Genomic DNA, 18,595 nt, shown 5'->3' with positions numbered 1-18,595 from the left:
TAAACGTTAATGTGGACAGAATGCCTGATTGAAATATTCAAACATTTGAGGAGTTTTAAACCACAACAAAATGGCCAGACTGAGTAAACCTAGCACTGCTAGGCCAATCAGGATTTTTAAACCACGTAAAGAATCAGTCATGAATTACGGCCTCCTCATTGACAAAGAAATGTACCAGCACACCCACTAGACTCAGCACGATCGAAAACGTCCAGACCATATTGTAGTTGCCGGTCATGTCATGATTGACACCACCGAGCCATCCGCCAAAAAATGAACCGACTTGATGGGTAAAGAATACCAGACCACTGAGCATGGAAAGGTATTTCACTCCGAACATATTCGCCACAATACCGTTGGTTAGCGGCACGGTCGATAACCAGAGTAATCCCATAATCACACCAAAGCCATAGATTGTCCATGTGCTTAAAGGTAGTACTAAGAAGGCAATAATCGCGATCCCACGTAAACCGTATAAACCCATGAGTAATCGAGGCTTGGAGTATCTTCCACCCAGCCAGCCTGCACTATAGGTTCCAACAATATTAAATAAACCGATCAAAGCCAGAAAAATAGTACCGGTGGTGGCATTAAAACCATGATCAATTAGATAACCGGGTAAATGAATGCCGATAAACACCACCTGAAAACCGCAAACAAAAAAGCCTAGGGCCAAGAACAAAAAGGGGATGTGGTTTTTAGCAAGGACTAATATCTGTTTAAAGCTTAGAGCGGGTTTGTTTGCCAGAGCAGATGCGTTAGAAGCGACATACATCGGTGCTTTTAACATCCATGCCAAGGGAATAATCAGGGCAATGAAAATTGCACTGACCACCAAAGCTGCTGACCAACCAATGTTTTGTAAAAGCAGTAAGGTTGATGGCAACATAATAAATTGCCCAAAAGAGCCTACTGCACTGGCAATTCCCATCGCAAGGCTACGCTTTTCAGGATGTGCAGCACGTCCCACAGCAGAAAGTAAGATGGGGAAAGAGGTTGCAGATAGGGCTAAACCTAAGATTAAACCCACGCTTAAATTTAGCATTAAGCTGGTAGAGCTAACTGCCATGAGCAATAAGCCCAAGCTGTATAAAGCTCCGCCCACAGCAACTACAATTTTACTGCCATATTTATCTGCAAAAGCGCCGGTGATGGGTTGTACCGCACCCCAGATTAAATTCTGCATTGCAATGGCAAGACTAAAGACATTATGTCCCCAGCCAAACTCATGACTCATGGGAACCAGATATAAACCAAAGGCATGGCGCACGCCTAGGGATAATGCCAGAATTAGTGCACTTCCAATTAACATGTAAATGAGAGGTTTGGAAAAACGTGTATCTGACATAATTCATTCATGTTGCGATTGCGATACCGCTATGTTATTAGATTCTGCAATGCTAAGCGATTAAATAAAATTTAAACAAAAGATAAATTTAAGTTATAGAAAAATTTATGAAATCAAAAAAAGACGACATAAAGCCGTCATTTTTTTAATGAAAGATTTAGAAGCGGATACCCACACCCGCATAAGCCAATATCGGGTTAATTTCAATATCGGCTTTAGAGCGGATTAGTTCACCGTGGGTCGCATCTGTCACGGTAATTGTGGTCTCATTTTTCATATGTGCATAGGATACCGAGCCGACCGCAAACCACTTGTCATTAAAATCATAGGTAAAACCAAGTGTGGCGATAGGCGCAATCGTATCGGTTGCTTCCAGATCCACTTGAGGATTGGCTTTACTTAGTTTGCCCTCTAGAGAAGCACCTGAATTACCTTCTTTAATATTGGCAATCATATGACCAGCGGCAATTAAGTCCTGTTCGGTGCGTGGGTTAATTTCCAGTTCATTAAAATAAGCGTACATAACCCCTAAACCGACATAAGGGCGGAATTTATTCACGCCCGTTTTCCCAAAGTGATATTGGAGTTCAAAAGCTGGCGTCCAGGCACGTGCTGTCGCGGCAGCGCCATGAGCTTCCAAATCAGTAATAAAAATATCGTTTTGTAGATCAATATTGAGGAATTCTAAAGGTAAATTACCAATTTGTGGTGTGGCTACAGCAGAGAAAGGTGCATAAATTTTGCCTTTACCCTGTAAGTCTACTTTGGGAGGTATACCGGCTTTCATTTCAAAAGAAATGTTATCGGTAAAGAAGTAGTTGGTCATGATACCCAGTGTAGTGACATCATCTGCTTCAAGTCCCGTTCCTTGGGCTTCCCAACTCTCTAAACCATTAATTTTAGAAGAGCCACTGAGTCCACTGTCTAACTCGCCACCTGTAAAAAAACCCAGCACTTTTAATGCTGCTGCAAGACCCTTTTGGTCAACATTGGGGTTGAGATTATTTAATACAGTATCGACTTGGATATCGCCATTTTTGGAAACTTCACCATCTTTGACGGCCGTATTAATTTGGAACGGTTGGGCTTTACCTTGCGGCATGACATGTAGCGCACCGACAGAAACAGAAAAGCGTTTAAAGCCATCTCCGTCTTGTAAACTAAAATAGGGAGAATCGGCATAGCTTATTGCAGGTATAGCAGCAAGGGACGACACAATACAAAGTAACGACTTGTTCATTCAGGGACTCCATGTCCATTTTACGTTTATAAGTTTTTTTCTAGTTTTGATTATATGGTTGATAAATCATCTAATTGTTACTAAAAAATATAAGTCTGGTTGTATTCCTGTAAATAATTAGATTATCCGTTTCAATAAGATAGCTAAGTAATCTGTTAATACGAGAGGTTATTTCGTGGGATTTTTCAGTTTTAACTGTAGTTAAATAATAGATAATTAAGACAATATTCATCTATTTTTAAAATATTTTGAGTATGTTGTTTTTCTTATGACTGTTAAATAATTTACTCATCAATCTCAGTGAATGCTTGTGTGACTTCTCGAAAAGCAGCGCATTGAATGATTTAAAAAAATCCGATCTCGCACTTAAAGGCATTTTTCCGTACAATATGTCTCAGAAATCCTTGAGTGAATCACATGAGCACCCAAAATACTCCCAAGAAAAAACCATTGGTCAATTTACCTTTCCCGATTAAACAAGAGAATGTGCAAAATGCCGATGAAGTGTTAGAAGAGCTTCGTCCACGTCCGCAGCGCTATGCTGATCGTACTTGGATGCCCCCTCGCGGTACACGCCGCTCGATGGGAAAGCGCTAAGCTTTCAAATAAAAAAGCCATGGTTTTTACCTTGGCTTTTTTATTTGAATTTTGTGACTCAATTGAGCCATTAAATATTATTCAGCGTTGGTTTTCTTCTATTGTTCGTAAGATAATAATTTCTTTTGTTCTGATACATAGCCATGTCAGCACGTTTTAGCATATCTTCCATACTTTCTCCATCTTGGTTGGTGGCAGAGCCAATAGACAAGAGAATGGGTTGGCTGGAGTAAAATTGATTATCTACCAATAAAAGTTCTTCTAAGCTTTGCAAGCAATTCTGTAGTGCTGCCTCATCGGCACCGGGTAAAAGTACCACAAATTCATCGCCACCAATCCGACATGCAGAATAAGGGGTTTGTTGAACCAATTGATTTAATACGTTGCCTATACGCTGCAATACACTATCGCCCGCATCATGCCCTAAACTATCATTTATTGCTTTTAAACTATTCATATCCATAAAAATACAGGATACAGGACGTTGTCTATTACGCTGTAAGCGGTTTATTTCAGTTGTATAAAAAGAACGGTTATAGAGTTTGGTTAAGACATCATGTTTACCTAAATATTCAAGATATTTTTCCGCTTTTTTACGTGCAGTGATATCGGTGAGGGCAACCTGAACCATGCCCCAATTATCCAGGTAATCGGGGAATACGGTAAATTGCAGCAGTACATGACGGATGCTGCCGTCGAGGGCATAATTCACCGCTTCACGTTGATGATGAATATTGCCATTCCACAGCTCAATTAATTGCTCTCGAAAGGTTTGAATCATTTCCTGAGCAAAAACTTTATGCAGGTTTTTAAACAAAACTTCTTTAGTTGGGGCACCAAATAATTCTAATGTTGCCTGATTGACATCAATCATTACAATATCTTTGATGCAGTCATTGATGAAATCACCATGAACATCCAAAAAAGTACTGAAGTCTTCAATGCCTAAATCCCGTAATTGATCTAATTTAATTTTGATCCGGCTGAAATCTTCCACCCAAAGTGAAGTGGGTGAATAAGTAAAACGGGCTTCGGCAAGATGGCGGCTTTTTTCTTCAAGACGGCAGGCTTCAATATAAGATGTAATGTTTTCAGTGGTAATTAATAGTAACGATAAATCATGTTCATGCTGCGGAAGGACAATACCTTTAAGCTGAATATCCAGACGCTCTCCAGTCAGGGTGTAGTTCACTGCAGAATTGGAAAAATGGGTTTCGCCATTCCATAAGGCAAGCAGTTCCTTAATATGGGTCTTGCTCATATCTTCTTTAAAAATTAAATCAAGATTTTGATACAAATGTTCAAAGTCTTTGGCTTGATACAGTTCAAGAGTTTTAGAATTTACTTTTAATAATTTTATTTTTCTTGCACATTCCAGAATACGTGATTCATCTTGCTGTAGAAAACCTAACAAATCTTCCACTCCCTGACTGCGCCAGAGATCAAATTGCTTTTTGACTTCACTAAAGTCTTCTAGCCACATGGCAATGGGGGACAGTTCAAAAAAGGGAGAATCCAACATTTCCATTCCAGAAGCTCGACATTTTTATTTAAATTTAATAATGCAGTATAAGGGTAAGAAAATGATTTTAAAATAATGTGATAGGTAAAATAATATTTTTTTACTAATAATGATTAAGTCACAAAATATTCTCTTTCTTTACTAAAAAAGCCAACTTATAAATTGGCTTCTTTTATTGAAATTAAAAATTAGCGATTTTTTTTGCGGGCTTTATTTACCGGTTTTGGTGCAGGAATTTCCCGCTCGCCTTGCCAAACATCTATAAAATCTTTTTCATTGATATTATATAATTCGAGTAAAGCTAAAATAACGCCACCGAACAGCATTGGACCTTCAGAGTTACTTTGCCATTCAAATATTTTCCCGTTTAAGACATGCAAAATATCTGAAACTTCAAAACTACGATCACGACCGTTACTATCGGTTGGGTAAATTTCTGTATTTAAAATAATCCTTGCTGCACTTTTTTCACTCTCTGATAAATCTAGATGAGTAACAACGTCATCATCACGGGTGGAAAAAATCACGTCATCGGTAAAAACCGTTCTTAAGAAATGACGGGTCAGTTTAGGTAAGGCTCTTTCTACAAAAGGACGGAACGAACTTGGAAAAATCACATTATGTGAAATGCCTTTAAACATGGGTGCAATTTCTTCAGTTTTATAGCCGGCAATCCCACAGCCAATAGAGGTAATAAAATACGTGGTCTTGGGATGGTTTTTGGTATAAATTTTGAAATCATCAATATAATGCTGAATTTGCGATAAAGGCATTTGTTGCAGATGCTCATTCATGGTTGGAATAGCATAGCTTTGGCCTGACCAGCCGCGACCAATACCTGTGATTGCACCAAAGTGCTCAAGCGCAGTACGTGCAGCTCCACCTGCATGCTGTCCTGCCATATTACTGCCAAACACAAATACAGTATCTTCAGGTAAGCTTTTTATAATATTTTCATCGTGATAGTGATATGACATAAGCGAATACAATCGTGATGGTCTTTCTTCATGTTGCAATTGAAAGAGCAGATGGTCAAGTGAAAGATCAGTATTTTTAAATTTAGTCTACCGATCATAAATGAAGATCAAATTTTTGACCTGTTTTAATTAGCTTTGCTCAGACACGTTCATTTAGCAACCCCGCTTTATTCTTGTGATTTAAGCCTGCTAAGACATAAAAGAAGAAAAGGGAAGATTAAAGATTTAAAGCTGAGAAATACACAAATATAAATATCCCGATATTGCATGTTGAGCTTTAGCCCTCATATTATTGGAATTGTATTATTGTATAGAAGCTGAAAAATATGTCGGATAGTCAACAACCTTTTGAGTTAGTGACCAGCTATCAACCTGCGGGTGATCAGCCGCAAGCCATTGAGAAATTAGTCAAAGGTATTCAAAAAGGCTATCACGACCAGTTATTATTAGGGGTAACGGGGTCGGGGAAAACCTATACCATGGCCAACGTTATTGCCCAGACCCAACGCCCCACCATTGTCATGGCGCACAACAAAACCTTGGCAGCCCAGTTGTATGGCGAATTCAAGTCATTTTTCCCGAATAATGCAGTTGAATATTTTGTCAGTTATTACGACTACTATCAGCCAGAGGCTTATGTGCCATCTTCCGATACCTTTATCGAAAAAGATTCGGCCATTAATGATCACATTGACCAGATGCGTCTTTCGGCCACGCGTTCATTACTAGAACGTCGCGATGCCATTATTGTGGCTTCCGTTTCTGCCATTTATGGTTTGGGTGATCCCAATGCCTATATGAGCATGCTGCTGCATATTGTACAGGGCGACCGAATCAGTCGTGATGACATTATTCGCCGTCTGGTCGAGATGCAATATACCCGCAATGAACTTGAATTTTTACGCGGTACTTATCGTATTCGCGGGGAAATCATGGATATTTTTCCGGCCGAATCGGATCAGGATGCAATTCGTATTGAACTGTTTGATGATGAAGTCGATTCCATTCGCTGGTTTGATCCATTAACAGGGAAAATGGTACGTAAAGTGCCGCGTGTGACGATTTATCCAAAAAGTCACTATGTCACCCCAAAAGACAACTTGCAGCGTGCCATTGGCACTATTCGTGAAGAACTGAAAGAGCGTTTGGTTTTCTTTCGCGAGCATGACAAATTACTTGAAGCACAACGTATCGAACAGCGTACCCGTTACGATCTTGAGATGATGCAACAACTCGGTTATACCAACGGTATTGAAAACTACTCACGTCATTTGTCTGGTCGTCCGTCGGGTGAAGCACCACCAACCTTGTTCGATTATATTCCGGATGATGCTTTACTGATTATTGATGAATCGCATGTCACGGTTCCGCAAATTGGTGCGATGTATAAAGGTGACCGTTCACGTAAAGAAAATCTGGTCAATTATGGTTTCCGTTTGCCGAGTGCTCTGGATAACCGTCCAATGCAATTTGAAGAATGGCAGCGCATAGTTCCGACCACCATTTATGTCAGTGCCACGCCAGCAAAATATGAGCTGGAAAGATCTGAGCAAATTGCAGAGCAGGTGGTTCGTCCAACCGGTCTGGTCGATCCTGAAATTGAAATTCGTCCTGTGCTGACCCAAGTCGATGATGTACTGTCTGAAATCAATCTGCGTAAAGATTTAGATGAACGTGTTTTGGTGACTACTCTCACCAAACGTATGGCGGAAGATCTAACCTCGTATTTAAAAGAATACGGGGTGAAAGTCGCCTACTTGCATTCAGATATCGATACCGTAGAGCGAGTAAAGATTATTCATGAATTACGTTCCGGTGTGCATGATGTGCTAGTGGGGATTAACCTGCTGCGTGAAGGTCTGGATATGCCGGAAGTGTCTTTGGTGGCGATTCTGGATGCTGACAAAGAGGGTTTCTTGCGTTCAGAACGCTCACTGATTCAGACCATTGGCCGTGCCGCGCGTAATGTGAAGGGTAAAGCAATTTTGTATGCTGACCGTATCACCGATTCCATGCGAAAAGCGATTGATGAAACTGACCGACGTCGCGCTAAGCAAATCGAGTTCAATACGCTACATGGGATTACGCCGCGCAGCACTAAGCGTCAAAACAATAAAGATATTGATACCGGCGAAGTACTGACTGATGATCAGATTGATGAAAATATCTCGGATCAGGCCCGTGCTTTAAGTGCTGATGAACGTCATATTCTGGCCGATCCTAAATTGCTGGCGAAGCACATGTCTAAACTGGAAAAAGAGATGTTAAAAGCCTCGAAAGAATTACAGTTTGAGCAGGCAGCACGACTGCGCGATGAGATTGTCCGCCTAAAAGCACAGCTGCTAAGTTAAGTAGGAATGAAGTAGAAAATTAATTTTTTACTGCAAAATCATTACATAACACTACAGTATCACTCAGCTGGAATGGTTATTTTTAAATTGAGATTCACTTTATAACTCTTAAATTTTGACTTAAAAGGTAGCTTTATGACAACGAATGATCTTCCTAAAGCCGGCTTTAAACTGGCTAAAATTGCGTTAGGCGGAGCCGTACTCATTGGCTTGGGTATGGCAACCATGGCTTATGCACAAAGCAAGCCTTTGCATACTGTCGAGAAAGTCGAATTAGATAAATATTTAGGCGTTTGGTATGAAGTTGCGCGTAAGCCGATGTACTTTCAAAATAAGTGTGATCGGGATGTAACTGCTACTTATACCTTAAATGAAAATGGTAATGTGGGGGTAGATAATCGCTGCTATAGTAAAGATGGAAAATTAAACCATTCTGTCGGTGAGGCATTCATTCAAAATGCGCCATTTAATACCAAGTTGAAAGTCAGTTTCTTACCGGAATCTGTTCGCTGGTTGCCGGTAGGACGTGGTGATTACTGGATTTTAAAAATTGACGATGCTTATCAAACGGTATTGGTCGGTGAGCCACGCCGTAAATATCTGTGGGTACTGTCCCGTTCAGCACATTTAGATCAAGCAGTGGTCAAGGAATATCTGGATTATGCCCAATCTATTGGTTATGACATTAGTGATGTGATTCATACCAAACAAACCCAGAAATAATCTTAAAATATTGACGGATAAAACCATGCTTCGGCATGGTTTTTTTATTGAATGGTTAAATTGAAGAGTGAATTATAAAGTTTTCTTGGAGTGTAATGTTTATAATGCCGGCGAGATAAATCCAGAGATACAAGATGTATAAAGGCGTAGCTTTGTCGGTATTGGCATCGGTCACTTTTGGGGTTTTGTATTTCTATACCCAATTCTTAAAACCGCTTGATAGCGAACAAACTTTTGCTTGGCGTATGTTGGCTACATTACCATTTTTAACTTTGTTTATGTGGTGGACCGGAGATTTACAACATGTCGCAGATATTTTTAAACGGATTTTTAAGCAACCGACTTTTTTAATCTGGCTGATTATCAGTTCAATTTTATGTACCACCCAACTTTGGTTATTCCTATGGGGGCCGATTAATGGCCGGGGACTGGAAGTGTCTTTGGGGTATTTTTTATTGCCACTGGTGATGGTGCTGATCGGTTGTGTGCTCTACAAAGAAAAACTGTCCAGATGGCAGATTGCAGCAGTTCTTTTTGCCTGTCTTGGTGTAGGGCATGAATTGTGGCGTATCGGCGGTATTGCCTGGGAAACGGTATATGTGGCCGTGGCCTATCCGATTTATTTCTTTTTAAGACGGGCTTTTAAAACTGACCATTTGGGTGGTTTTTGGTGGGATTTATTTTTAATCCTGCCAGTCGCTATTTATTTAGCCACCGTGTATAGCGACTCTTTGGCTTTAATTGGGCAATTTCCCTACCTAATCTGGGCGGGTTTAGGGTTAGGCTTTTTAAGTGCCTTGGGATTAGGGAGTTATATTCTGGCGAGCCGTTATTTACCTTTTGTTATATTTGGATTGTTAAGCTATTTAGAACCTGTATTACTTGCCTTTGCATCGATTGCTTTAGGGGAAAGGTTAGAAACGGCAGAATGGTTGACCTATATTCCAATTTGGTTGGCGGTGTTACTGCTGGTATTAGAAGGTTCAATTCATTTGGCTAAGCAACAGCAGAAACGGAAAGCTTTAGCTCAAAATCTGGAAAATTATCAAGATCGCTTAAAATAATCATTTTCATGCTTTGACCGTTGAGGAATAAAGCAAAATTTAAACCAAATTTATGGTTTTGGAATTAAATATGAGGGCATAGGGCTTTCGATATGAATATTATAAAAATAATTATCATTATTTTATCTGTTTATAGTGAATATATAGCAAAATTTGCGGGTTAAAATCAGCTTTTGATTCAAACTTCCTGATAATTCCTTTACAATTGTGGGGTTTTGAAATTCATGCCTAGATATACAATTAATTAGAGGACGTATCTGTGAGCAAAGACACTATCATCGCCCTACATGCAGATCACCAAGGTCGCTGGAAAAACCGTGAAGAAATCGCGGAACATATGATTGCCTTAATTGGTCAGTTGTATCGTGAAAAAAATATCGTGACTTCTGTATTCGGTCGTTCTTTAGTTAACCGTTCAGTTATCCAGATTTTAAAAGCACACCGTCGTACACGTGTGATGGATGTTGAACTTTCTGTGGTTAACACTTTCCCAATTTTAGAAGCTTTGGCTAAAGTTGAGAAAATTGGTTCTGCTGAAATCGATCTAGGTAAACTTGCGGTTGAATTTAAAGAAAAAGGCGGCGACATCGATGCATTTGTTGCAGATGCTGTTAAATCTTTAGAAGGCAATCCTGCAAATGTTGAACCTAAAGATGTGGTTCTTTATGGTTTCGGTCGTATCGGTCGTATTCTTGCACGTTTGATCATTGGTCAATCAGGTTTGGGTCGTGGTTTAAACCTAAAAGCCATTGTTGTTCGTAAATCATCTGACGGTGATTTGGAAAAACGTGCATCTTTGCTTCGTCGTGACTCAATTCACGGTCCATTTGCAGGCACAATTTCTGTAGATGAAGAAAATGAAGCAATTATTGCCAACGGTAACTTCATTAAAGTTATTTACGCTTCAAGCCCTGCTGAAGTGGATTACACTGCTTTTGGTATCAATAATGCTTTAGTGATTGATAACACGGGTAAATGGCGTGATGCTGAAGGTCTTGCTGAACACTTGAAATGCCCAGGCGTTGCTCGTGTTGTATTGACTGCTCCAAGTAAAGGCGAAATGAAAAATGTAGTGTATGGCGTAAACCATACTGACATTTTGGATGAAGACAAAATCATTTCTGCTGCGAGCTGCACAACAAATGCAATTACGCCCGTATTAAAAGTGTTAGATGACAAATACAAAGTGCTTAATGGCCACGTTGAAACTGTTCACTCTTTCACAAATGATCAGAACTTGATCGACAACTACCACAAGGCAGATCGTCGTGGTCGTGCTGCGACTTTGAACATGGTGATTACTGAAACTGGTGCTGCGAAAGCAGTTGCTAAAGCACTTCCTGCACTTAAAGGCAAGTTGACTGGTAACTCTGTACGTGTTCCAACCCCTAACGTATCGCTTGCTATTCTGAATTTAAACCTTGAGAAAGAAGTTGATCGTGAAGAAGTAAACGAATACATCCGTCAAATCTCAATCAACTCAAGCCTTCAAGGTCAAATCGGTTATACAAATTCGACTGAAGTTGTGTCAAGTGACTTTATCGGTTCGCGTACTGCAGGTGTATTTGATGCGCAAGCAACAATCACTTCAGGTACTCGCTTAACAGCATATGTTTGGTACGATAACGAAGTGGGTTATAGCTGCCAGGTATTGCGTATTGCTGAACAAATGTGTGGCGTAAGCTATCCAAAAGTTCCTGCTGAAACAAATGCATAATTTGTAAAGTAGTAAAAAAGAGTCTCATTTGAGGCTCTTTTTTTTTGTTTTTCTAAAGTTAAAAATTGAGCTGTTATCTAAGTTTTCTCATTTAAATTAACTCCATTCGCTTTTGAATAAATATGATTTTTCTTTCAAATAGTCATTAAGAGGCTTTGTGATCTAGACAGAGGCGGTTTTGAGTTTCTTTTATGAAATTTGATTAACTCAACTATTTTAAAATAATCACATTTTTTGTTAACCAGGCATTCTTTTAAATCTTATATCTCATAATCTTTATTATTCTAAAAAACGGTAAATTGATGGTTTTATATACTTGAATAACTTATCTAGTTATAGTAGCTTGCCTAAGGTAAGTATATATATAAAAGTAAGTTAATAATAAAATTGGAGAACATGGATGAGCACCTACGCAACTAGTCATTTACTTGGACAAGTTTTATCCGTTGATTGCCCTTCACGTGAAATATTGGAACATTTAACCACCAAGTGGTCTGTGTTGGTTTTACGCTGTTTAAGTGAGGGAGTGCATCGTTTTAGCGAGTTAAGGCAGCGTATTGAAGGGGTAAGTGAAAAAATGTTGGCGCAAACGCTAAAGGTATTGGAAAAAGATGGTTTTTTGATTCGTACGGTTTATCCGGTTGTACCGCCTAAAGTGGAATATCAGTTGACGATATTGGGGGCGCAGGCAGCTGAAAAAATGACAATGCTTACGGGCTGGATTGAACGAAATTTACCTGAGATTTTAGAAAATAAACAACCTGTTGCTAAATAAAAATACTGAGTCATTTAAATGCCTTATGACCTATCTAAGTGAAGAGATTTAATCTAAAAGAGTCTATTTGTTGGAATAACTTCAAGGGTGAATTTAAAAAATGATAAAAGGAACCTTATTTTTTATTAAACTTTTTAAAAATCTAGACGGCAATTTTATACTTCACGACACATAAGAAGGGAATCTTAAAAGCAGAGGAAAGTTATTTAAAAATAATTATGTAAAATACCGCTTTATATTTTTTATCAATTTTTTCAAATCTGTGCACTTAAAGTTTGGATTGAGACTTCTTTAAATAATTTAAGAAAATAGATAAAATTTAATTTAAAAATCAGATTAATAAAGGTAAGTGTATGGTTATTTTTAATTTTATGAGTGAATAATTGAACTCAGCTAAGCAATATGAGCCCAGTTCAAGTCAAATTCATCTGAACAATGCTAAAAATCATGCAATGCTGAATAATTCTATTCGAGAAATTTTGTAAAATATGGCAGAATATGCGGTTTTAAAGTATTTAGAGGATTGGCAGCATGCGCTTTGTTGATGAAGCAGTCATTACCGTAGAGGCTGGCGACGGTGGCAATGGCGTAGCCAGTTTTCGCCGTGAAAAATTTGTACCATTTGGCGGTCCGGATGGTGGCGATGGTGGTCGTGGCGGTAACATCTATGTTGAAGCTGGTAACGACACTACCACTCTTGTAGATTATCGTTATACACGTAGATTTCGTGCAGAACGTGCTAAAAATGGTCGTGGTGCAAACTGCTCAGGCCGTGGCGGTGAAGACACCGTATTAAAGGTTCCAGTAGGAACAACAATTGTTGATACAGAATCCGGTGATATCATCGGTGATTTGGTCACTGATGGTCAGCGTGTATTGGTGGCAGCAGGCGGTGAAGGTGGTTTGGGTAATACTCATTTCAAATCATCTACAAATCGCTCGCCACGTAAATGCACCACGGGGACCAAAGGTGAATACCGTGAAATTCGTTTAGAACTTAAAGTTCTTGCGGATGTGGGTTTACTTGGTATGCCAAATGCCGGTAAATCAACATTTATCCGTGCTGTTTCAGCCGCAAAACCTAAAGTTGCAGATTATCCATTTACTACCATGGTTCCAAACCTGGGTGTAGTAGATGCGGATAGCCATCGTTCATTCGTCATGGCAGATATTCCGGGATTAATTGAAGGTGCCTCAGAAGGTGCCGGTCTGGGTATTCGTTTCCTTAAACATTTGGCACGTACCCGTATTTTGTTGCACATTGTTGATGTACAACCGATTGATGGCTCAGATCCTGCCCATAATGCAAAAGCGATTTTAAAAGAGTTAGAGAAATTTTCTCCAACGCTTTCTAAATTGCCTGTGGTTTTGGTATTAAACAAAGTTGACCAGCTTGATCCTGACACCAAGGAAGAATGGTGTAACCATCTTCTGGAAGAAATGCAGTGGCAAGGTCCAGTATTCAAAACTTCTGGCTTAATGTCGGAAGGCACGAAAGATGTCGTGTATTACTTGATGGATCAAATTGAACAACAACGTGAACGCGAAGTTGAAGATCCAGAATACGCAGCAGAAATGAAAGCATTCCGTGATCAGCTGGAAGCTGAAACACGTGAGCAGACCATTGCAGCGAAAGAAGCTTATCGTGAAATGCGTCGTCAACAACGTCTTGCTGGTCTATTGGCTGAAGACGATGAAGATGATGATGAAGACGACGATAACGATGTGGAAGTGTTTTACGTACGTTAAGCTCTTGGGATAGAGTACTGAGGACAAGATGATAGAAGTGGTAGATGGGCAACGTCAGCTCAAGGGTTGTAAACGAATCGTTGTTAAAATCGGATCATCTTTACTCACAGCAAATGGGCAAGGTTTAGATTTGGATGCAATTTCGCATTGGGCGAAACAAATTGCAGATCTACACAATGCAGGACACGAGATTATTCTGGTGTCATCCGGTGCTGTGGCTGAAGGCATGGTTCGTATGAAACTTGAGAGCCGACCCACTGATCTACCCAGTCTTCAGGCGTGTGCTGCCATTGGTCAGATGGGCCTGATTCATACCTGGTCGAGCGTACTTGAGAAACATCAGATTCGAACTGCGCAAGTTTTATTGACGCATGATGACTTGGCGGATCGTAGACGTTACTTAAACTCTTGCGATGCATTACAAAACTTGATTGACTGGAAAGTGATTCCAGTCATTAATGAAAATGACACGGTATCGACGGATGAAATTCGTTTTGGCGATAACGATACTTTAGCCGCTATGGTGGCAGGTCAGGTTCATGCAGATTTGTTGATTATATTAACTGATCAGCAAGGCATGTTTGACTCTGACCCGCGTTCTAATCCAAATGCAAAGCTGTTCCATACAGTGCGTGCTCTGGATGAAAGCCTATTTGAGATGGCGGGTGGTGGCGGAAAATTCGGTCGTGGCGGTATGTTGACTAAAGTTCGTGCGGCACGCTTGGCAGCCAAATCAGGTTGTCCAACACTAATCGCAAGTGGTGAAAGTGACAATGTCCTTGCGCGCTTAATGTCCGGTGAATTGCTCGGAACATTGTTTATTACTGACAATGACCGTATTACCGCACATCAGCAGTGGTTGGCTGCGCATCTGCAAACTGCAGGGCGTTTAGTCTTGGATGATGGTGCAGTAAAAGCCATTAAAGAAAATCATCGCAGTTTATTGCCTGTTGGGGTGAGAGCGGTGGAAGGACATTTTGAGCGTGGTGATGTGGTTGAATGTGTTGATTCACAGGGCGGTCGTGTTGCGGTTGGTCGGGTCAACTTTAGTTCGCGTTCTGCTGAAATTGTGAAGGGTTTATCTTCCGATAAAGTGCATCAAGTTTTAGGTGAAGCACGTTCACTCGAGATGATTCATCGCAATCATATGGCGATTTACTAAAAGATTTTCCTAATAAAAAAATCCCGCTTTAGAGTGGGATTTTTTATATATTTTTTATTTGAATTACTTAATCAAACCTTTTTGAATCAGTGAATTAAACAACTTTTGATAAATCCACATCACCCAAGACATCAGTTTTTCCTGATAATGATTCCATAGTTTTAAGCCTGCAAGATTCACCATCCAAGACAAAATAAAGGCACCCACCATATCTATTGGAAAATGTACCCCCACATAGATCCGTGACCATGCGACTAGCCAAGCGACCGCAAGTAATAATTTGCCAATGTCCCGCCGTGCCGAGAAATAGTAAGCAAATGCAATGCTGCTAAAAATGGTCATGTGATTACTGGGAAACGACCCTGTTGCTTCGTGTGCAATTAAAGTCTGACCGACATGCATCACGAAAGGGCGTGGAGTTTGTACCAGATAGGACATCAATTCACTAATTGAAAGAGCAATACAACAAAATATAAAGGCTTTTAGAATCAGGGCTTTTGAGTTTTTACTGGCATAAAACCAAAACAAGGTAAAGTAGCCAAGCAGCAGATAAACTAAATCACGGGCGATAAAAATCGCGTAGTGCATTATCACAGGAGAAGCCTGTTGTGGGACATTCAGCAGGCTAAACAAATCAAGATTTAAACTTTCAACGGACATGTAAGAATGGCGAGATCACAGCGTAAGGATGGCGTGATTTTACAAGAAAAATAAAATGAAACACGCGACCGGTTTGTCGTCATATTGTTGTACATAATATATTTAGCTTATTAAAAAACCGTGTATGGACACGGTTTTTTTATTTAAATCACGATTCAATTATTTAAACTGAATCGCACCATTGGCGTTTACAGTAATTTTAGATTCACCCGCTGCAACATCTTGAGCATCTACAGCTTCAGCACCTGAAAATTTAGCCATACTGGCACGCATCATGATGGGCTGCGGATATTGATTGCTGGTATTCAAATTGAGATTAATCAGGTTATAACCTGATTTATTCCACGCCTGACTGAGCATTTGTGCACGTTGTTGAAAGTTTTTAGACGCTTCAACCATCAGTTCATTTTCTACTTTTTTTCGTTGCGCATCTGAAACGCTAAAATTAATCGATTGTGTCTGGAAGTTTTGTTGAAGCTCACCAATCAATTGGCTGGCTGCTTTAAAGTCAGTACTTTCAATCTGAATTTCTGCACGACCACGCCATTCTTTCAATTTACGATTCTCGTTATCATAAATTGGATAAGTGGTTTGAGAACCTGTTTCTACTTTGACTTGCGGATATTTCTTCGCTAAAGCCATAGCTTGATTCATTAGTTGTGTGATTTGTGATGCAAGTTCTGCAGGTTGTTTGTTGCTTTTTTCAATATATAAAACCGCATGCATTTCATCATTCGACACTTTACGGGCTGCTTCTGCCTGTACATTGATGACGTTGTAATTAAGTTGTTCATTTTGTTGAGCAAAGGCAGTTGCACTGAAAGCAGAGGCTAACACTAAAGTTGAGAGAGTTAAATAACGCATTTTTTTGACCTGTTCTTGTAAGCAAAATTCGAATTTATACTGATGATATTAAAGGGTGTTTATGGTGAATTTTAGTAGAGTTTGTGGTGGGATTGTAAAAGCAAACTTAAAAAGTCTATGCGTTTTTATTTATAAAATTTACGAAAAATTATACACTTATAAATTAATTTGCAAGAAGTTTTACTTTATTACACGACTTTACCCATAAAAGCATAAGAAAATAAGGTTTTCTTTCCCCTGTCACAATGTAAGATGATAATTCAACCTATAGATTAGCTTGATATTTTTTTCGATGAATTAGGGCAGATAAAGTACCGAAAGTTGTTTATTTTTCAAAAAAAGTCGGTATCATCCGCCCTTTAGTTATGACAAACAAATTCATGTCTAGCTAGATTCTATAAAGCACCGAGTCAAAGGACCGCAAGTCACCCGACTTATTTCTATCAACCCATATCAGAGATGGTAATTCGATATGAGCGTTTCTTCTGTAAATCCTGCCCCTAATTCTACTAACGAATACTATTTGACTCGCCAAAGCCAGATGGAATCCAATGTTCGTAGCTATCCTCGTAAATTGCCGTTAGCGATAGCAAAAGCTTTAGGATGTTGGGTTACTGATGTTGAAGGTACAGAGTACCTCGATTGTTTAGCTGGGGCAGGAACATTGGCTTTGGGCCATAACCATCCTGCGGTCATTCAAAGTATCCAAGATACACTTGCAAGTGGCCTCCCATTGCATACTTTGGATTTAACAACACCTTTAAAAGATGCTTTTACTGAAGCTTTACTTGAGCAATTACCGGGTGGTAAGGCTGAGTATTGTTTACAGTTCTGTGGTCCGTCTGGTGCAGATGGCACAGAAGCAGCAATTAAATTAGCAAAAACCTATACAGGTCGTAGTTCAGTGATCAGCTTCTCCGGCGGTTATCACGGAATGACGCATGGCGCTTTGGCCATGACAGGTAACTTATCTGCGAAGAATTCGGTGAATGGCTTAATGCCTGGCGTACAGTTTATGCCATATCCGCATGAATACCGTTGCCCATTGGGTATTGGTGGTGAAGCAGGTGTAGATGCCTTAACTTACTACTTCGAAAACTTTATTGAAGATGTAGAAAGTGGTGTAACCAAACCTGCAGCAGTCATTCTTGAAGCGATTCAAGGTGAAGGCGGTGTGGTAACAGCACCGGTTAAATGGTTAAAGAAAATCCGTGAAGTGACTGAAAAGCACAACATTGTGTTGATTCTTGATGAAGTTCAAGCTGGCTTTGCACGTTCTGGCAAAATGTTTGCTTTTGAACATGCAGGCATTGAACCTGATGTTGTGGTGATGTCTAAAGCTGTTGGTGGTAGCTTACCGCTTGCAGTACTGGGGATTAAACGTAAGTTTGATGCTTGGCAGCCTGCTGGTCACACTGGTACGTTCCGTGGTAACCAATTGGCGATGGGTACTGGTCTTGCAACCATCAACACCATTAAAGAACAAAATCTTGCGCAAAATGCTCAGGAACGTGGTGATTTCTTACAAGCTGAATTTAAAAAATTAGCGGTAGAATTCCCATGTATCGGTAACGTACGTGGCCGTGGTTTGATGATTGGTGTTGAAATCGTGGATGAGCGCCAAAAGGCAGATCATATGGGTTCATTACCAGGTGATTCGCAATTGGCGGCTGCAATTCAAACCGCATGTTTCGATAACAAATTATTGTTAGAGAAGGGCGGTCGTAACGGTACAGTGATTCGTTTACTTTGCCCATTGATTATCACACATGATGAATGTGTTGAAGCTGTTGCTCGCTTTAAGAAAGCAGTGGCTGAAGCTCTTGTTGCAACTCGAGGCGCATAA

The 18,595-nt window shown here is 39.9% G+C and carries 16 protein-coding genes; 9 read left to right on the top strand and 7 right to left on the bottom strand.

The window, feature by feature from the left end; genetic code table 11:
- Positions 1 to 6: 6 nt before the first annotated feature.
- From E0H89_RS16830 to E0H89_RS04315, 3 genes are all read right to left on the bottom strand, one after another.
- A complete protein-coding gene (locus E0H89_RS16830) occupies positions 7 to 141 on the bottom strand; it encodes a hypothetical protein (RefSeq protein ID WP_284702737.1) in 135 nt (44 codons plus the stop codon).
- Positions 134 to 1,348 carry an MFS transporter gene (locus E0H89_RS04320; RefSeq protein WP_131214791.1) on the bottom strand — a complete coding sequence of 405 codons (1,215 nt, stop codon included), beginning with the start codon at positions 1,346 to 1,348 and terminating at the stop codon, positions 134 to 136. The genes E0H89_RS16830 and E0H89_RS04320 overlap by 8 nt, the downstream gene beginning before the upstream one ends.
- 157 nt (positions 1,349 to 1,505) lie before the next feature.
- Positions 1,506 to 2,588, bottom strand: a complete 1,083-nt coding sequence (locus tag E0H89_RS04315; protein ID WP_131214789.1) for an OmpW/AlkL family protein — start codon at positions 2,586 to 2,588, stop codon at positions 1,506 to 1,508.
- A gap of 417 nt (positions 2,589 to 3,005) precedes the next feature.
- Between E0H89_RS04315 and E0H89_RS04310 the strand changes: the two genes are divergently transcribed.
- Positions 3,006 to 3,185: a hypothetical protein gene (locus E0H89_RS04310; protein WP_131214787.1), complete on the top strand. Its 180-nt coding sequence runs from the start codon at positions 3,006 to 3,008 to the stop codon at positions 3,183 to 3,185.
- A gap of 70 nt (positions 3,186 to 3,255) precedes the next feature.
- Here E0H89_RS04310 and E0H89_RS04305 read toward each other — a convergent pair whose 3' ends face one another.
- Positions 3,256 to 4,713 (bottom strand): sensor domain-containing diguanylate cyclase, encoded by a 1,458-nt coding sequence (locus E0H89_RS04305; RefSeq protein ID WP_131214785.1) that lies wholly within the window; start codon positions 4,711 to 4,713, stop codon positions 3,256 to 3,258.
- Positions 4,714 to 4,895: 182 nt separating this feature from the next.
- Positions 4,896 to 5,684 (bottom strand): A1S_2505 family phage non-structural protein, encoded by a 789-nt coding sequence (locus E0H89_RS04300; RefSeq protein WP_131214783.1) that lies wholly within the window; start codon positions 5,682 to 5,684, stop codon positions 4,896 to 4,898.
- A gap of 326 nt (positions 5,685 to 6,010) precedes the next feature.
- Here E0H89_RS04300 and uvrB point away from each other — a divergent pair, with 326 nt between their 5' ends.
- The 7 genes from uvrB (at position 6,011) to proB (ending at position 15,225) form a co-directional block, all read left to right on the top strand.
- Positions 6,011 to 8,035 carry an excinuclease ABC subunit UvrB gene (gene uvrB, locus E0H89_RS04295; protein WP_131214781.1) on the top strand — a complete coding sequence of 675 codons (2,025 nt, stop codon included), beginning with the start codon at positions 6,011 to 6,013 and terminating at the stop codon, positions 8,033 to 8,035.
- Positions 8,036 to 8,170: 135 nt separating this feature from the next.
- Complete coding sequence (locus E0H89_RS04290) at positions 8,171 to 8,758, top strand: lipocalin family protein (RefSeq protein WP_131214779.1); 588 nt, start codon at positions 8,171 to 8,173, stop codon at positions 8,756 to 8,758.
- Between the two features lie 134 nt (positions 8,759 to 8,892).
- Positions 8,893 to 9,822 (top strand): EamA family transporter RarD, encoded by a 930-nt coding sequence (gene rarD / locus E0H89_RS04285; protein WP_131214777.1) that lies wholly within the window; start codon positions 8,893 to 8,895, stop codon positions 9,820 to 9,822.
- A gap of 259 nt (positions 9,823 to 10,081) precedes the next feature.
- Entirely contained in the window at positions 10,082 to 11,539 is a 1,458-nt protein-coding gene (locus E0H89_RS04280) for a glyceraldehyde-3-phosphate dehydrogenase (RefSeq protein WP_131214775.1), read from the top strand.
- A gap of 400 nt (positions 11,540 to 11,939) precedes the next feature.
- On the top strand, positions 11,940 to 12,314 hold the full coding sequence (locus tag E0H89_RS04275; protein ID WP_131214773.1) for a winged helix-turn-helix transcriptional regulator: 375 nt from the start codon (positions 11,940 to 11,942) through the stop codon (positions 12,312 to 12,314).
- Positions 12,315 to 12,845: 531 nt separating this feature from the next.
- Positions 12,846 to 14,063, top strand: coding sequence for an Obg family GTPase CgtA (gene cgtA / locus E0H89_RS04270; protein ID WP_131214771.1), 1,218 nt, complete (start codon positions 12,846 to 12,848; stop codon positions 14,061 to 14,063).
- A 28-nt stretch (positions 14,064 to 14,091) separates the two neighbouring features.
- On the top strand, positions 14,092 to 15,225 hold the full coding sequence (gene proB, locus E0H89_RS04265; RefSeq protein WP_131214769.1) for a glutamate 5-kinase: 1,134 nt from the start codon (positions 14,092 to 14,094) through the stop codon (positions 15,223 to 15,225).
- A gap of 63 nt (positions 15,226 to 15,288) precedes the next feature.
- Here proB and E0H89_RS04260 read toward each other — a convergent pair whose 3' ends face one another.
- Both E0H89_RS04260 and E0H89_RS04255 read right to left on the bottom strand, forming a co-directional pair.
- Positions 15,289 to 15,885, bottom strand: coding sequence for a phosphatase PAP2 family protein (locus E0H89_RS04260; protein WP_131214767.1), 597 nt, complete (start codon positions 15,883 to 15,885; stop codon positions 15,289 to 15,291).
- A gap of 159 nt (positions 15,886 to 16,044) precedes the next feature.
- Positions 16,045 to 16,749 (bottom strand): SIMPL domain-containing protein, encoded by a 705-nt coding sequence (locus E0H89_RS04255; protein WP_131214765.1) that lies wholly within the window; start codon positions 16,747 to 16,749, stop codon positions 16,045 to 16,047.
- Positions 16,750 to 17,221: 472 nt separating this feature from the next.
- Between E0H89_RS04255 and E0H89_RS04250 the strand changes: the two genes are divergently transcribed.
- The gene (locus tag E0H89_RS04250; RefSeq protein WP_131214763.1) at positions 17,222 to 18,595 is read left to right on the top strand and encodes a diaminobutyrate--2-oxoglutarate transaminase; all 1,374 of its coding nucleotides are present in this window, start codon (positions 17,222 to 17,224) and stop codon (positions 18,593 to 18,595) included.

It is taken from the genome of Acinetobacter sp. ANC 3781, from assembly GCF_004331285.1.
Lineage (GTDB): Bacteria > Pseudomonadota > Gammaproteobacteria > Pseudomonadales > Moraxellaceae > Acinetobacter.
This window is presented reverse-complemented; position numbering and strand designations above follow the sequence as displayed.

Coding starts and splice junctions, on each gene's coding strand:
- E0H89_RS16830 (WP_284702737.1), bottom strand. CDS start 141: ATGACTGATTCTTTACGTGGTTTAAAAATCCTGATTGGCCTAGCAGTG.
- E0H89_RS04320 (WP_131214791.1), bottom strand. CDS start 1,348: ATGTCAGATACACGTTTTTCCAAACCTCTCATTTACATGTTAATTGGA.
- E0H89_RS04315 (WP_131214789.1), bottom strand. CDS start 2,588: ATGAACAAGTCGTTACTTTGTATTGTGTCGTCCCTTGCTGCTATACCT.
- E0H89_RS04310 (WP_131214787.1), top strand. CDS start 3,006: ATGAGCACCCAAAATACTCCCAAGAAAAAACCATTGGTCAATTTACCT.
- E0H89_RS04305 (WP_131214785.1), bottom strand. CDS start 4,713: ATGGAAATGTTGGATTCTCCCTTTTTTGAACTGTCCCCCATTGCCATG.
- E0H89_RS04300 (WP_131214783.1), bottom strand. CDS start 5,684: ATGTCATATCACTATCACGATGAAAATATTATAAAAAGCTTACCTGAA.
- uvrB (WP_131214781.1), top strand. CDS start 6,011: ATGTCGGATAGTCAACAACCTTTTGAGTTAGTGACCAGCTATCAACCT.
- E0H89_RS04290 (WP_131214779.1), top strand. CDS start 8,171: ATGACAACGAATGATCTTCCTAAAGCCGGCTTTAAACTGGCTAAAATT.
- rarD (WP_131214777.1), top strand. CDS start 8,893: ATGTATAAAGGCGTAGCTTTGTCGGTATTGGCATCGGTCACTTTTGGG.
- E0H89_RS04275 (WP_131214773.1), top strand. CDS start 11,940: ATGAGCACCTACGCAACTAGTCATTTACTTGGACAAGTTTTATCCGTT.
- cgtA (WP_131214771.1), top strand. CDS start 12,846: ATGCGCTTTGTTGATGAAGCAGTCATTACCGTAGAGGCTGGCGACGGT.
- proB (WP_131214769.1), top strand. CDS start 14,092: ATGATAGAAGTGGTAGATGGGCAACGTCAGCTCAAGGGTTGTAAACGA.
- E0H89_RS04260 (WP_131214767.1), bottom strand. CDS start 15,885: ATGTCCGTTGAAAGTTTAAATCTTGATTTGTTTAGCCTGCTGAATGTC.
- E0H89_RS04255 (WP_131214765.1), bottom strand. CDS start 16,749: ATGCGTTATTTAACTCTCTCAACTTTAGTGTTAGCCTCTGCTTTCAGT.
- E0H89_RS04250 (WP_131214763.1), top strand. CDS start 17,222: ATGAGCGTTTCTTCTGTAAATCCTGCCCCTAATTCTACTAACGAATAC.